We start from the raw sequence: 13981 nt of genomic DNA, 5'->3' as shown, positions 1-13981 counted from the left end.
TAGTAGAGACAGTAAGAAAAACAGAACATTACCTTTAGGGAGGAAATAAATTGAGCGATCGTAAAGCAGCATTAGATATGGCATTAAAACAAATTGAAAAGCAATTCGGTAAAGGATCCATCATGAAACTAGGGGAAAAAACGAATCTTGAATTATCAACTTCTTCAACAGGATCCCTGGCTCTTGATGCTGCCCTCGGTATAGGCGGATATCCACGCGGACGCGTTATTGAAATATATGGACCAGAAAGTTCAGGTAAAACGACTGTTGCTCTGCATGCTATCGCAGAAGTACAGGCAGCCGGAGGAACAGCGGCATTTATCGACGCTGAACATGCGCTCGATCCGGTTTATGCACGGAAGCTAGGTGTCAACATCGACGAATTACTACTTTCTCAGCCTGATACGGGAGAGCAAGCACTTGAGATTGCTGAAGCGCTTGTACGGAGCGGTGCAGTTGATATTTTTGTTGTGGACTCCGTTGCTGCATTAGTACCAAAAGCAGAAATTGAAGGCGAGATGGGTGATTCGCATATTGGATTACAAGCACGTCTAATGTCACAAGCCCTACGTAAACTTTCGGGTGCTATCAATAAGTCGAACACGATTGCCATATTCATTAACCAGATCCGTGAAAAAGTCGGTGTTATGTTCGGTAGCCCTGAAGTCACACCAGGTGGGCGTGCACTGAAGTTTTACTCTTCCGTACGTTTAGATGTGCGACGTGGAGAAGCAATTAAACAAGGCAATGATATAGTGGGAAATAAAACACGGATCCGCGTTGTTAAAAATAAAGTTGCACCTCCATTTAAAACAGCTGAAGTTGATATTATGTATGGAGAAGGGATTTCCAGAGAAGGGGAAATCATCGATCTGGGTGCCGAATCCGATGTTGTCCAAAAAAGTGGATCATGGTATTCATATGAAGGAGAACGACTTGGACAAGGGCGGGAGAATTCGAAACAGTTCCTTAAAGAAAACCCCGATATCCGTACGGATATTGCCAATAAAATTCGTGATTCATATGGACTTGCAAGCGCAAATGATATTATTGCCGGTCATGATGTAAACGATGAGGATGAAGAGTTGGAACTTCTCCTTGACCAAGAATAAGATTTTCTGAAAAACCGATCAGTCCTATTACTTGGGAGCTGATCGGTTTTTGTTTTTTCAAAAAGTGGATATATAAATTGAGGTATTGAATCCGTTGTAAAAACTGAGCGAAGCCACTGAAAAAGTTCTTTTTTAGTAAGAACTAGTTGATTGTAGTGAAAAGCGTCCGCTCGGAACGGAAATCAACGGGATTGAAAGAACTCGCACTTTTTCAGTACCCTTGCTTATAGCGGGAGTCATTCCCTTGCGCCGTAGCGGCAAAGGCATCCCCGTATTACAACTCTCTCATTATTGAGCACCACAGCAGATTCAATGGGATTCTTTAATTCAACATATATAGTGAAAATAACACTAAAATCCGAACACTTTGAAATTAAAAGTGATAGAGTCAAAGTAACTGAAGCCGACGGAGACTGATTGCAATTGCCGATTTGAGAGACAAAGACTGCTATTGCCACAAGTAATAATGTGTTGCGAAGACTTATGTATCCTTGACATGTTAAATTTACATAGATACAATTAGAATTGTATAATTTCATACCATTGAAATGATTTTGGCAGTATGTTGCACGTTGATATATGAGCCGACTGAAAATGAAAAGAATAGCAGGAGGAGGTGACCTGGATGTCAGGACTATATTTGTTCATCTCCGTTTTGGTCGGTCTGTTTGTCGGTGCCGTTGTTACCTATTTCTTTAATAAGAAAGTGAATGATTCAAAAGTGACTGGTGCCAAAAACTCGGCAGAACAAATCGTCGAAGAGGCGAAGCGTGAAGCAGAGGCTCTTAAAAAAGAGGCACTACTGGAAGCGAAGGATGAAACTCACAAACTGAGAATTGAAGCGGAATCAGAGATCCGTGAACGAAGGGCGGAACTGCAAAAACAAGAAAGCCGTCTTTTGCAACGGGAAGAAAATCATGATCGCAAGGATGAAGCTCTCAATAAAAGAGATGCAGGTCTGGAGCGCAAAGAAGAAGCGCTTACCGGAAGACAACAGCATATCGAACAAATGGAACGCAAGGCGGAAGAACTTGTTACGGTTCAGAAAAATGAACTTGAAAAGATCTCATCACTGACACGTGATGAGGCGAAAAGGCTCATCCTTAGTGAAGTAGAGAAAGAACTTGCTACAGATATTGCCGTTATGACAAAAGAATCAGAACAACGAGCAAAAGAGGAATCGGATAAAAAATCACGCGAAATCCTTTCCATTGCATTACAACGTTTCGCAGCAGACCATGTTGCCGAAACAACTGTATCGGTAGTAAACCTGCCAAATGATGAAATGAAAGGCCGTATTATCGGTCGCGAAGGACGTAATATCCGAACACTCGAAACGTTGACAGGAATTGACCTGATTATCGATGATACACCAGAAGCGGTTATCTTATCGGGCTTTGATCCGGTACGCCGCGAAACTGCCAGACTTGCATTAGAAAAACTTGTTCAAGATGGACGGATTCATCCTGCACGTATCGAAGAGATGGTTGATAAATCGAGGCGTGAAGTGGATGAGCTTATCCGGGAAACTGGAGAGCAGACAACATTCGATATTGGAATTCATAATCTACACCCAGATCTTATTAAAATCATTGGAAGATTGCGTTTCCGTACAAGTTATGGGCAGAACGTACTGAAACATTCGACGGAAGTTGCTTATCTTGCAGGCTTGTTAGCAGCGGAACTCGGAGAAGACGTTACGCTTGCAAGGCGTGCTGGACTCCTTCATGATATCGGAAAAGCGATTGACCATGAAGTTGAAGGAAGTCACGTGGAAATTGGCGTTGAACTTGCAACGAAATACAAAGAACATCCTGTTGTTATTAACAGTATCGCATCCCATCACGGGGATACTGAAGCTACATCAGTAATTGCAGTCCTAGTTGCAGCAGCAGATGCATTATCAGCTGCAAGACCGGGAGCGCGCAGTGAAACGCTTGAGAATTATATCCGCAGGTTGAAAAAACTTGAAGAGATTTCTGAATCGTACGACGGTGTTGAAAAGTCATTTGCAATCCAGGCTGGACGTGAAGTTCGGATTATTGTCCGCCCAGATCAGATCGATGACATTACAGCACATCGTCTAGCGAGAGATATCCGTAAACGGATTGAAGAAGAGCTCGATTATCCAGGACATATCAAAGTGACGGTCATCCGTGAAACGCGGGCGGTTGAATACGCAAAATAAAGAAAAAGGGGGTTTCCGTGCATTTCGGTCCGGGAGCCTCTTTTTCTATTGGGAGAGATTTTTAATGAGAGTATTATTCATAGGTGACATAGTGGGGTCGTTGGGACGAGATATGATATTCGACTATTTACCGCGGCTCAAAAGAAAGTATAACCCTGATGTTATTATTGCTAACGGGGAAAATGCAGCAGCCGGAAGAGGAATCACGAAAGCGATATTTGATGACCTGCTCCGTGCTGGAGTAGATGTTGTAACAATGGGAAATCATACATGGGACCAAAAAGAAATTTACGATTTTATCGATGATACAGATTATCTTATCCGTCCTGCCAACTTTTCAGATGAAGCACCTGGTAAAGGGATGACAACGATTTCACGTAATGGTGTAACGTTATCAATCATCAATTTGCATGGCCGCACTTTTTTACCTCCCCACGGAGATCCGTTTGAAAAGGCAGATGAGCTAGTAGCGCAAGCAAAAGAAATTTCTCCGCTTGTCTTCGTTGATTTCCACGCCGAAGCAACGAGTGAAAAAATAGCGATGGGTTGGCATCTTGATGGCAAGGCGTCTGTTGTTGTAGGAACGCACACGCATGTCCAGACAGCGGATGACCGCATTCTACCAGGGGGAACAGCCTATTTAACTGATGCAGGCATGACGGGCCCTTACGATGAAATCTTGGGTATGAAAAAAGAAGACGTCATCTATCGTTTCCGTACGAATTTACCAGTTCGTTTTGAAGTTCCGAAAACAGGACGTGCCCAGTTAAACGGTCTCTTTGCCGTATTGGATGATGAAACAGGAAAAGCAATCAGGGTTGAACGAGTTGCCATCAATGCTGACCGTACATTCAAAGGCTAAGACGCGTCTAAACATCGCCTCCGAATCATAGGATAGTTTATGGAGATATCCGTTCCATAGACACCGAAAAATAAGGAGGAATCATGTTGAATCCATTGAAAGTATCATCTCGCTCGAATCCGAATTCCGTAGCAGGAGCACTTGTCGCAGTTATCCGGGACCAGGGTTATGCAGAAATGCAGGCAGTAGGTGCTGGTGCATTAAACCAAGCTGTAAAGGCAATTGCGATTGCCAGGGGATTCGTCGCTCCAAGTGGCGGAGATCTCATCTGTGCACCTGCTTTCACTGACATCGAAATTAATGGTGAAGGCCGTACAGCATTGAAGTTGCTAGTTGAAAAAAGACAACGCAACGTTTAATTTTAAAAAAGTCAAGACCACAGGAAGCAACAAGTTCCTGTGGTCTTTTAGGTGTTTAGAAGAAAAAGAGCATTTTCAACACTAAACGAAGTCAAGAAAACGGGCGCCTTTCGCTATTCTTGGTGTCCAGCCGCTTGGGCGTGCAGGATGCAGGTCATGCAGTGGGGAGGGATTGAAAATTCATCCCTCCTTGTTGCAACACGATGTCGTGAACTTAGGCTGCCTTCCCTTTGTTCGCCTTATGCCTGTCGGGTCTACTATGGAGCTTGCGCTTATTTAAAAGATAAGAAAATATAAGTTTTTGAACTTGGAGCAGTGTCTAGCTCCAGCGCCCAGCCCCTCGGGTCTACCAAGGCGCTTACGCTTATCTTAAAAGATAAGAAAGTATAAGTTTTTGAATCTGGAGCAGTGTCTAGCTTCAGCGCCCAGCCCCTCGGGTCATAAGCAATCCAGCTATGTGGCAAAGAGCGCCACGTCGCTGGATTGACTTATGCCTGTCGGGTCTACCAAGGCGCTTGCGCTTTTCTTAACTGTGACAAACAAGCGACAAAGCTGTCTCTCCTTGTACAGGGGGGATACAATTAAGTATAATGGAATCATATGTTTAAATTCCTAAAGCTTCGTAGGAAAGGGGACAAGTTAAATGAGCGAAGAACAGCACCAAGACGCGGGGCTTTTGAAACCGGATCTTGAAAAGACATCTGAAAAGGACTATAGCCAATACTTCCAAACTGTCTATGCACCACCTTCATTGAAGGACGCAAAAAAGCGTGGTAAGGAAGAAATCGCATATCATGACGATTTCGAAATTGACGAACGTTTCCGTGGGATGGGAACAAACCGGAAGTTTTTTATCAGGACTTTTGGCTGTCAAATGAACGAACATGATACCGAAGTGATTGCAGGTATTTTGATAGGGCTTGGTTATGAACCGACAGAAACCGTCGCTGAGGCGAATCTCATACTGCTCAACACTTGTGCCATTCGGGAAAATGCGGAAAATAAAGTGTTCGGGGAACTGGGCCATTATAAACCGTTGAAACAGAAAAACCCTGATGTTTTAATTGGGGTATGCGGCTGTATGTCACAGGAAGAATCAGTCGTCAATAAAATTCTGAAAACATACGATCAAGTCGATATGATTTTTGGTACACATAATATTCATAGACTGCCTAACATATTGCATGAGGCATACTTATCAAAAGAAATGGTTATCGATGTATGGTCGAAAGAAGGCGATATCATTGAAAACCTTCCGAAAGTCCGGCATGGTAATATCAAGGCGTGGGTCAACATCATGTATGGCTGCGATAAGTTTTGCACGTATTGCATCGTTCCATATACACGCGGCAAGGAACGGAGCAGGCGACCTGAGGACATTATCCAAGAAGTCCGGCAGTTGGCATCGCAGGGCTATAAAGAAATAACATTGCTCGGTCAGAACGTCAATGCATATGGAAAAGACTTTGAAGATATTGGATACCGTTTCGGGGATTTGATGGATGATTTACGTAAAATTGATATTCCGAGAATACGTTTTACGACGAGCCATCCGCGTGACTTCGATGACCATCTTATTGACGTGCTTGCGAAAGGTGGCAATCTTGTCGACCATATCCATCTTCCCGTTCAATCAGGTTCAAGCGCTATTTTAAAAATCATGGCAAGGAAGTATACACGCGAACACTACCTTGAACTTGTCCGGAAGATAAAAAAGGCGATTCCGAACGTTACGTTAACGACGGATATCATTGTCGGATTCCCGAATGAGACGGATGAACAATTCGAAGAAACGATGTCATTGTACAAGGAAGTCGGTTTTGATATTGCCTACACGTATATTTATTCACCCCGGGAAGGTACTCCTGCTGCAAAAATGGTCGACAATATCCCTATGGAAGTGAAAAAAGAACGTCTACAGCGATTGAACAAACTCGTCAACGACCTGTCTGCAGAAGCGATGAAGCCATATAAAGGGGAAATCGTGGAAGTACTTGTCGAAGGGGAAAGTAAGCGAAATCCAGAGGTGCTGGCAGGATATACCGAGAAAAACAAGCTGGTCAATTTCAAAGCACCTCGATCGGCTATCGGAAAAATAGTCAAGGTGAAAATAATAGAGGCCAAAACATGGTCACTCGACGGTGAGTTTATCGGCGTCGTAGAAAAGGAAAAGGTGATGTCATAATGGAAAAAACATATACTAAAGATGAAATTATCGCAAAGGCACGCGAAATTGCAGTAATGATTGCGAATACAGAACAAGTTGAATTTTTCAAACGTGCAGAAGAACAAATTAATGAAAATCAGAAAATCCGTGAAAACATCGCAAGTCTGAAATCATTGCAAAAACAGGCAGTCAATTTCCAACAGTATGGGAAAGAAAAAGCGTTAAGCCTTATTGAAGGTAAAATCGAGAAAATCCAAAACGATATAGATGAAGTGCCGATCGTTCAGGAATTTAAACAATCACAATATGAAGTGAATGATTTACTGCAGCTCGTATCAAATACAATTGCAAATACTGTAACGGATGAAATCATCAAAGCAACAGATGGTGATATTAGACGCGGGGAAACTGGTTCTTATATAAAAAATACGACATATGAAAAACTATAATTAAATATACCAATCGGCGGAAAAATTTTCCTGCCGATTTTTTTCACTCTCTGGGCTTCTGTTGCATAGAATGGATTGAAGCGAATGGAGGAGGAATCGAGCTGAAAAATTTACGTCAGATCGTGACGAAGACGGTTATTGCCAAAGGGAAGAAGCGGACTGAAACGACTGTTTCATTGAAGCCGCCGAATCGTCCGACGAGTATACTGGGATGTTGGGTTATCAATCATACACATCAGGCTAAAAAGGTCGGTAAATTCATCGAAGTTACCGGTAAGTTCGATGTCAATGTTTGGTATTCCCATCAAGATCATTCAAAAACATCCGTCTTTACAGAGTCAGTTCCTTACAAAGACCGGATTCGTCTGCACTATCGGGATGAGCCGACATCAGGGCATGAAGAAGTTATCGTAGATGTCATCCAGCATCCAAATTGTACCGAAGCGATTATTTCGGAATGCGGCGAGAAATTCTTGATCACGATTGAGCGAGAGTTAGTAGCCGAAGTTGTGGGAGAAACAAAAGTTAATATTACGATACACCCAACAGATTTTGAAGAAGAGTGGTCGTTCCGAGATGAATCATCGTCACATGAACATGGCCACAGTCAAGAACATGAGCAAGGAAAAGGGAGAGATCCCGGACACGATCATAAAAAAGGAAAAGATTCATCATCATTTTGAGAGCCGGAAAACACTACCGGCTTTTTTTTCGTTTTTCTACGAATATAGGAGAGTTGCAATTACGGATGCTTCATTGTTCGGTGTTTGCAAGCCCATGTGACGTGCGCAGAAATTAGACCTTTTGTGTATAAATCATTTTGCTTAGATTTTGAAAACCATTAAAATCATACAGAAGTTGGGCTCTTTGTGGTCCAACTTTGGTATAATAATAAAAAATAGCAAACGTAAAGAGGTTAAATAATGACAACACATACACCAATGATTCAGCAATATTTAAAAGTTAAAGCGGACCATGAAGATGCATTTCTGTTTTTTAGATTGGGAGATTTTTATGAACTGTTTTTCACAGATGCGACAGAAGCGTCTCAAATTCTTGAAATCACATTAACGAGCCGGGATGCCGGGAGCCGCGATCGAATTCCGATGTGCGGTGTACCCTATCATGCGGCTGCAGGCTATATTGAAACACTTGTACGTAAAGGACATAAGGTAGCGATTTGTGAACAAACCGAAGATCCAAAAGTCGCAAAAGGGATTGTCAAAAGGGAAGTTGTTAAAATTATTACCCCAGGAACGATGACGGAAGGAAAAACGATTGACGCGAATACAAACCATTTCATCGGCTCAGCTGACATTATTGATGGTAACAATTATGCACTCGCTTATCTTGACCTTGCGACCGGGGAGGGGAAAGTAGAGCGTGTTGAAGGCGATGAACGGACGTTGATCGCTGAAATCGAGGCGCTTGGCATGAAAGAGGTCGTCGTTGGTGAAAGATTACATATTGCACTCAGTGACAGCATGGCAAAACGCAGCATTGTGTTATCTATTGAGTACGGTGACCAGCGGCCCGAGATTGTAGATCTGTTTGGTGCAATTCCACCCGAAGTTACAGAAGCATGCAGCATGCTCATTTCTTATGTGAAACGGACACAGAAAACGGCACTCGACCATATTCGTCCGTTCGAATTTATTCAAAAACAAGCGAAGCTATCCATCGACGCCAATTCAATGCGCAATCTGGAACTAATCCAATCAATTCGTAGCGGAAGCAAAGAAGGCACCCTTTACTGGCTCCTTGATGAGACTGTTACAGCGATGGGTGCACGGAAACTGAAGATGTGGATTCATCAGCCCCTTGCAGAAAAAATAGCAATTGAAAATCGTCTCAATGCAGTAACTGAGCTGATTGAAGAGTTTTTCCTGCGGGATGAATTGAAGACAAGCCTAAAGGAAGTATACGACTTGGAGCGCCTCGCTGGGCGTATTTCGATGGGCAGCGCGAGCGGAAGGGATCTCGCACAACTTCGTAACTCACTCCGTCGTGTCCCGGATATTAAAAAAGCACTTCATGAATCAGAGCGCTCTTTACTTCATCAGTTTTCTGATCGAATTGACGGTTGTGAAGAAGCGCTTCAAATACTTGAAACGGCAATCGCCGAAAATCCACCGCTGTCCGTTAAAGAAGGCGGCATTATCAAGGACGGATATGACACGAAACTCGACCAATACCGGGATGCATCAAAGAATGGGAAAGTGTGGCTTGCAGAACTTGAACGTGAAGAGCGCGAGCGGACAGGCATTAAATCTTTGAAAATAGGGTATAACAGGGTATTCGGCTATTTTATAGAGGTAACAAAATCCAATATCCATCTTGCCGATTTGGAGCGATATGAAAGAAAACAAACGCTTGCAAATGCAGAACGGTACATAACCCCGGAATTGAAAGAGAAGGAAGACCTTATTTTGAATGCGGAAGCGGAAGGGCAAGACCTTGAATATCAATTATTCAGTACTGTCCGTGATGCGATGAAAACCCATATTAGACATATTCAGCATCTAGCAAGTGTCCTGAGTGAACTGGATGTTCTTCTTTCATTTGCAGCGGTTTCAGAAAAACGAAACTACGTGAAACCGGTGTTCCAGGAAGGAAAAGCATTAGAAATCAAAAATGGACGTCATCCAGTCGTCGAAAAGATGATGGACCATTCACTCTACGTACCCAATAGCTGTAAATTAACAGAGGACGCAAATATGCTACTGATCACTGGACCGAATATGTCTGGTAAAAGTACCTATATGCGGCAAGTGGCGCTCATCGTCGTTATGGCGCAAATCGGCTGCTATGTACCTTGTGACCAAGCATTACTTCCTGTCACCGATCAAATATTTACAAGAATCGGAGCTGCAGATGACCTAGCTTCAGGGCAAAGTACATTCATGATGGAAATGATGGAATCGCAGCATGCTATTGCCAACGCGACTGCTCAAAGTCTTCTTCTTTTCGATGAAATCGGACGAGGTACCTCAACATATGACGGTATGGCTTTGGCACAGGCGATGATGGAACATATTCATAATGAAATCGGAGCGAATACGCTGTTTTCTACGCATTATCACGAACTGACTAATTTAGATAAAGAGCTGTCCCGCCTTGAAAATGTCCATGTCGCCGCAATGGAACAAGATGGTAAAGTCGTGTTCCTCCACAAAGTGATGACAGGACCGGCAGATAAAAGTTACGGAATATATGTCGCAGATCTAGCAGGGCTACCCGAATCGCTTCTGAACCGTGCTAAAACATTACTCATCACATTTGAAAATGTAGAGAAACTGCCGATTCGTGAAGATGAGCCTAGGCAATTGAACTTCTTTGATTTACAGAATGAAGAAAAGGGAGTCCTCTCAACTCTGGAACGAGAAGTGCTAACGAATCTGGGGGACGCTGATCTCTTAAACATGACGCCGTTTCAGGCATTGCAGTACGTCCATGAACTGAAAGAAAAGCTCGGATCTAAGAAAGGGTGAACCCGATGGACATCATCAGAGTGATGGATGATACATTGTCCAATAAAATCGCTGCAGGCGAAGTTGTCGAACGTCCTGCTTCCATCGTAAAAGAACTTGTTGAAAACGCGATTGATGCAGAGAGCACCGTTATTGAAATTGCACTTGAGGAAGCTGGTCTTTTGACAATTCGCGTCACAGATAATGGTAACGGGATGTCTAAGCAAGATGCTGTTCAAGCATTTGAGCGCCATGCGACGAGCAAAATAACGAACGAGCATGACTTGTTCCGAATTCGGACGCTCGGTTTCCGGGGAGAGGCGCTTGCGAGTATTGCATCCGTTTCTAAAATCATGATGTGGACATCTGACGGAGAAACGGAAGGGACAGAAGTCCAAATTGATGGCGGCCGGCTCGTTAAACATGATTTTGCGGCATTCCGCAAAGGGACGGATATTACGGTCTCCCAATTATTTTTTAATACACCTGCTCGTCTTAAATATATGAAAACAATCCAGACGGAACTGGGTCATACGATTGACCTCGTCAACCGGCTTGCGTTAAGTCATCCTTCAATTGCGTTTAAACTCTCACATTATAGTCAAGTATTATTGCAGACTGCAGGGAGCGGAGACCAACGCCGTGTCTTGTCAGACATATACGGCATAGCCGTAGCTCGTAAAATGGTGGGCTTTGCCGGTTCAAATGCGGATTACAAAGTGGAGGGCCATGTTACATTACCCGAAATGACACGTGCATCAAGAAACTATATGACGTTAATTGTCAATGGCAGATGGGTGAAAAGCCATGCGATAAATCATGCCGTTCTGGATGCATTCCATACCTATTTGCCAATCGGACGTTCTCCAATCGCAATCGTCAACATCGAAGGGGATCCTTATTTGACAGACGTCAATGTGCACCCTTCCAAACAGCATATTCGCATGAGTAAAGAGGGCGAGCTGTTGGCTCTCATTAAAGAATCCGTCCAGAAAGCGATTCGAAAAAATACAATCGTTCCAGATGCCGTAAAAAAAGAACCGGCACGGAAAGTTCAATCTGAACAAGTGAATATGTGGAATCAATTCCGACCGGAAAGACCGTTAGAGGCGATTGAACCATCGACGACTCCATTAGTAAAACCTGCGTACCAGCCTTACGATATTCCAGAAAGAGAAACAGAAACCGTGGAACAAACACCGTGGACGGTCAATGAACCACCGATTGTTCAAGAAGAAGTAGAACCTCATGAAATAGACAAAAACTTCCCTTTGCTTTTTCCTGTTGGACAAGTACATGGGACGTATATCATTGCGCAAAACGAAGATGGTTTTTTCATGATTGACCAGCATGCCGCACAGGAACGTATAAAGTATGAGTTTTTCAGAGATAAATTGGGTAAAGCAGATAATGATGAACGCCAACTATTACTTATTCCACTGATGTTCCATTACGCTGCAGACGAAAAAACTAAAATAGAGGAAAATATGAACCTTCTGAAAGATGTCGGTATTTTCCTTGAAGAATTTGGACCCTCTTCTTATGCGGTAAAAGAATATCCGTCTTGGTTCCCGGCAGGAGAAGAGACAGTGATCATCGAAGATCTTATTGAACAAGTGTTAACTACACGCAAAATTGATATTGGTAAACTTAGAGAAGATGCAGCGATCATGATGAGCTGCAAACGATCCATTAAGGCGAATCACCATTTGACACTGGCAGATATGGAAAAGCTGCTGAATGATCTGGCAGAAGCCGACAATCCCTTTACTTGTCCGCATGGCAGACCAGTGCTTGTCCATTTTACAACATACGAAATTGAAAAAATGTTCAAACGAGTGATGTAGGGAGGGGGAAGTAAAATGGGGAAATATATACTTGCAATTGATCAAGGTACCACCAGTACACGGGCAATTCTTTTTGATCGGCAAGGGGATATTGTTCATTCATCTCAACGGGAATTTAAACAGATCTATCCGAAGCCAGGCTGGGTTGAGCATAATGCCAGTGAAATCTGGGGATCTGTCTTGTCCGTTATCGCTTCTGTTTTGACGGAAAGTGGCAACCAGCCCGAGGACATTGACAGTATTGGAATTACCAATCAAAGAGAAACAACCGTCGTGTGGGATAAAGAGACGGGTCAGCCAGTGTATAACGCAATCGTCTGGCAATCCAGGCAATCGCAGGGAATTGTCGATGCATTGGCGGAAGCCGGACATGAAAAGATGATTCAGGATAAAACGGGACTGAAATTGGATCCCTATTTTTCGGCTTCAAAAGTAAAATGGATTCTCGATAATGTGGAAGGGACAAGGGAACGAGCTGAAAAAGGCCAATTATTATTTGGCACAATGGATACCTTTCTCATCTGGAAGCTATCAGATGGAGCTGTCCACGTAACGGATTATTCAAATGCATCAAGGACCATGCTCTACAATATCGGTGAACTGCAATGGGATACTGAATTGTGTGAGCTGATGCAAGTGCCCGACACGATGCTTCCTGAAGTCCGCTCATCTTCCGAAATCTACACAACAACAGCTAAGTCTATATTTTTTGGTGCCGAAATCCCCATTGCCGGCGCTGCAGGTGATCAGCAATGCGCGCTTTTCGGTCAAGCATGTTTCCATAAAGGTATGGCAAAAAATACGTATGGAACCGGCTGTTTCATGTTGCTTAATACGGGTGACAAGATGGTGCGGTCCGAAAATGGTTTATTAACAACGATTGCTTGGGGGCTTGAAGGGAAAGTGACATATGCGCTTGAAGGCAGCGTGTTTGTCGCTGGTTCGGCTATCCAATGGCTCCGGGACGGTTTGCGGATGATTCAGAAAGCTGCGGAAACGGAAGCGTACGCAACCCGTGTAACGTCCTCCGATGGCGTATATGTTGTTCCTGCATTTGTAGGACTCGGAACGCCCTATTGGGATTCTGATGCACGCGGAGCCGTCTTCGGTTTGACGCGCGGCACGGAGAAAGAACATTTCATACGGGCAACCGTAGAAGCACTTGCTTACCAGTCAAAAGATGTCTTGCTTACAATGGAAAAGGATGCCGGAATGGACATCGGTATATTGAGGGCAGACGGAGGTGCTGTAGCTAACGCATTTCTCATGCAATTTCAAAGTGATTTGTTGCAAGCGGATGTTGAACTATCCAAATACCATGAGACGACTGCACTCGGGGCCGCCTATCTCGCAGGTATGGCAACTGGATTCTTTGGAACACTCGAAGATGTGGAATCATTATGGACAAAAGATAAAACGTATTCACCTTTAATGCCAGAAGAAGAACGTGACCGCTTATATACTGGATGGCAAAAAGCGGTGGAGGCTACACGCATCTTTAAACGTTGACAAGAAGGGGATGAGCGC

The 13981-nt window shown here is 43.6% G+C and carries 10 protein-coding genes; all 10 read left to right on the top strand.

Annotation, left to right across the window (positions count from 1 at the left end):
• Positions 1-50 precede the first annotated feature (50 nt).
• Positions 51-1112, top strand: coding sequence for a recombinase RecA (gene recA / locus MKZ11_RS21230; RefSeq protein WP_340796336.1), 1062 nt, complete (start codon positions 51-53; stop codon positions 1110-1112).
• Positions 1113-1737: 625 nt separating this feature from the next.
• Positions 1738-3300, top strand: coding sequence for a ribonuclease Y (rny, locus tag MKZ11_RS21225; protein WP_340796335.1), 1563 nt, complete (start codon positions 1738-1740; stop codon positions 3298-3300).
• Positions 3301-3364: 64 nt separating this feature from the next.
• Entirely contained in the window at positions 3365-4162 is a 798-nt protein-coding gene (locus tag MKZ11_RS21220) for a TIGR00282 family metallophosphoesterase (protein ID WP_340796334.1), read from the top strand.
• A gap of 86 nt (positions 4163-4248) precedes the next feature.
• Complete coding sequence (locus MKZ11_RS21215) at positions 4249-4521, top strand: stage V sporulation protein S (protein ID WP_179391467.1); 273 nt, start codon at positions 4249-4251, stop codon at positions 4519-4521.
• 643 nt (positions 4522-5164) lie between these two features.
• Positions 5165-6706 (top strand): tRNA (N6-isopentenyl adenosine(37)-C2)-methylthiotransferase MiaB, encoded by a 1542-nt coding sequence (gene miaB, locus MKZ11_RS21210; protein WP_340796333.1) that lies wholly within the window; start codon positions 5165-5167, stop codon positions 6704-6706.
• Positions 6706-7137 (top strand): RicAFT regulatory complex protein RicA family protein, encoded by a 432-nt coding sequence (locus tag MKZ11_RS21205; protein ID WP_340796332.1) that lies wholly within the window; start codon positions 6706-6708, stop codon positions 7135-7137. Before miaB ends, MKZ11_RS21205 begins: the two co-directional genes overlap by 1 nt.
• Positions 7138-7259: 122 nt before the next feature.
• Positions 7260-7820, top strand: a complete 561-nt coding sequence (cotE, locus tag MKZ11_RS21200; RefSeq protein WP_340796331.1) for an outer spore coat protein CotE — start codon at positions 7260-7262, stop codon at positions 7818-7820.
• A gap of 240 nt (positions 7821-8060) precedes the next feature.
• The gene (mutS, locus tag MKZ11_RS21195) at positions 8061-10628 is read left to right on the top strand and encodes a DNA mismatch repair protein MutS (RefSeq protein ID WP_340796330.1); all 2568 of its coding nucleotides are present in this window, start codon (positions 8061-8063) and stop codon (positions 10626-10628) included.
• Between the two features lie 5 nt (positions 10629-10633).
• On the top strand, positions 10634-12454 hold the full coding sequence (mutL, locus tag MKZ11_RS21190; protein ID WP_340796329.1) for a DNA mismatch repair endonuclease MutL: 1821 nt from the start codon (positions 10634-10636) through the stop codon (positions 12452-12454).
• A gap of 15 nt (positions 12455-12469) precedes the next feature.
• A complete protein-coding gene (gene glpK / locus MKZ11_RS21185) occupies positions 12470-13963 on the top strand; it encodes a glycerol kinase GlpK (RefSeq protein WP_340796328.1) in 1494 nt (497 codons plus the stop codon).
• Positions 13964-13981: the final 18 nt, after the last annotated feature.

Origin of the sequence: Sporosarcina sp. FSL K6-1508 (assembly GCF_038007465.1) — a bacterium.
In the GTDB taxonomy this organism is placed as follows: domain Bacteria; phylum Bacillota; class Bacilli; order Bacillales_A; family Planococcaceae; genus Sporosarcina; species Sporosarcina psychrophila_B.
The sequence above is the reverse complement of the archived record's forward strand: the minus strand, read 5'-3'. Positions and strand labels throughout refer to the sequence as shown.

What these genes read in the sequence shown, in the direction of transcription:
- rny (WP_340796335.1), top strand. Translation starts at nt 1,738, where the DNA reads ATGTCAGGACTATATTTGTTCATCTCCGTTTTGGTCGGTCTGTTTGTC.
- MKZ11_RS21220 (WP_340796334.1), top strand. Translation starts at nt 3,365, where the DNA reads ATGAGAGTATTATTCATAGGTGACATAGTGGGGTCGTTGGGACGAGAT.
- miaB (WP_340796333.1), top strand. Translation starts at nt 5,165, where the DNA reads ATGAGCGAAGAACAGCACCAAGACGCGGGGCTTTTGAAACCGGATCTT.
- MKZ11_RS21205 (WP_340796332.1), top strand. Translation starts at nt 6,706, where the DNA reads ATGGAAAAAACATATACTAAAGATGAAATTATCGCAAAGGCACGCGAA.
- mutS (WP_340796330.1), top strand. Translation starts at nt 8,061, where the DNA reads ATGACAACACATACACCAATGATTCAGCAATATTTAAAAGTTAAAGCG.
- mutL (WP_340796329.1), top strand. Translation starts at nt 10,634, where the DNA reads ATGGACATCATCAGAGTGATGGATGATACATTGTCCAATAAAATCGCT.
- glpK (WP_340796328.1), top strand. Translation starts at nt 12,470, where the DNA reads ATGGGGAAATATATACTTGCAATTGATCAAGGTACCACCAGTACACGG.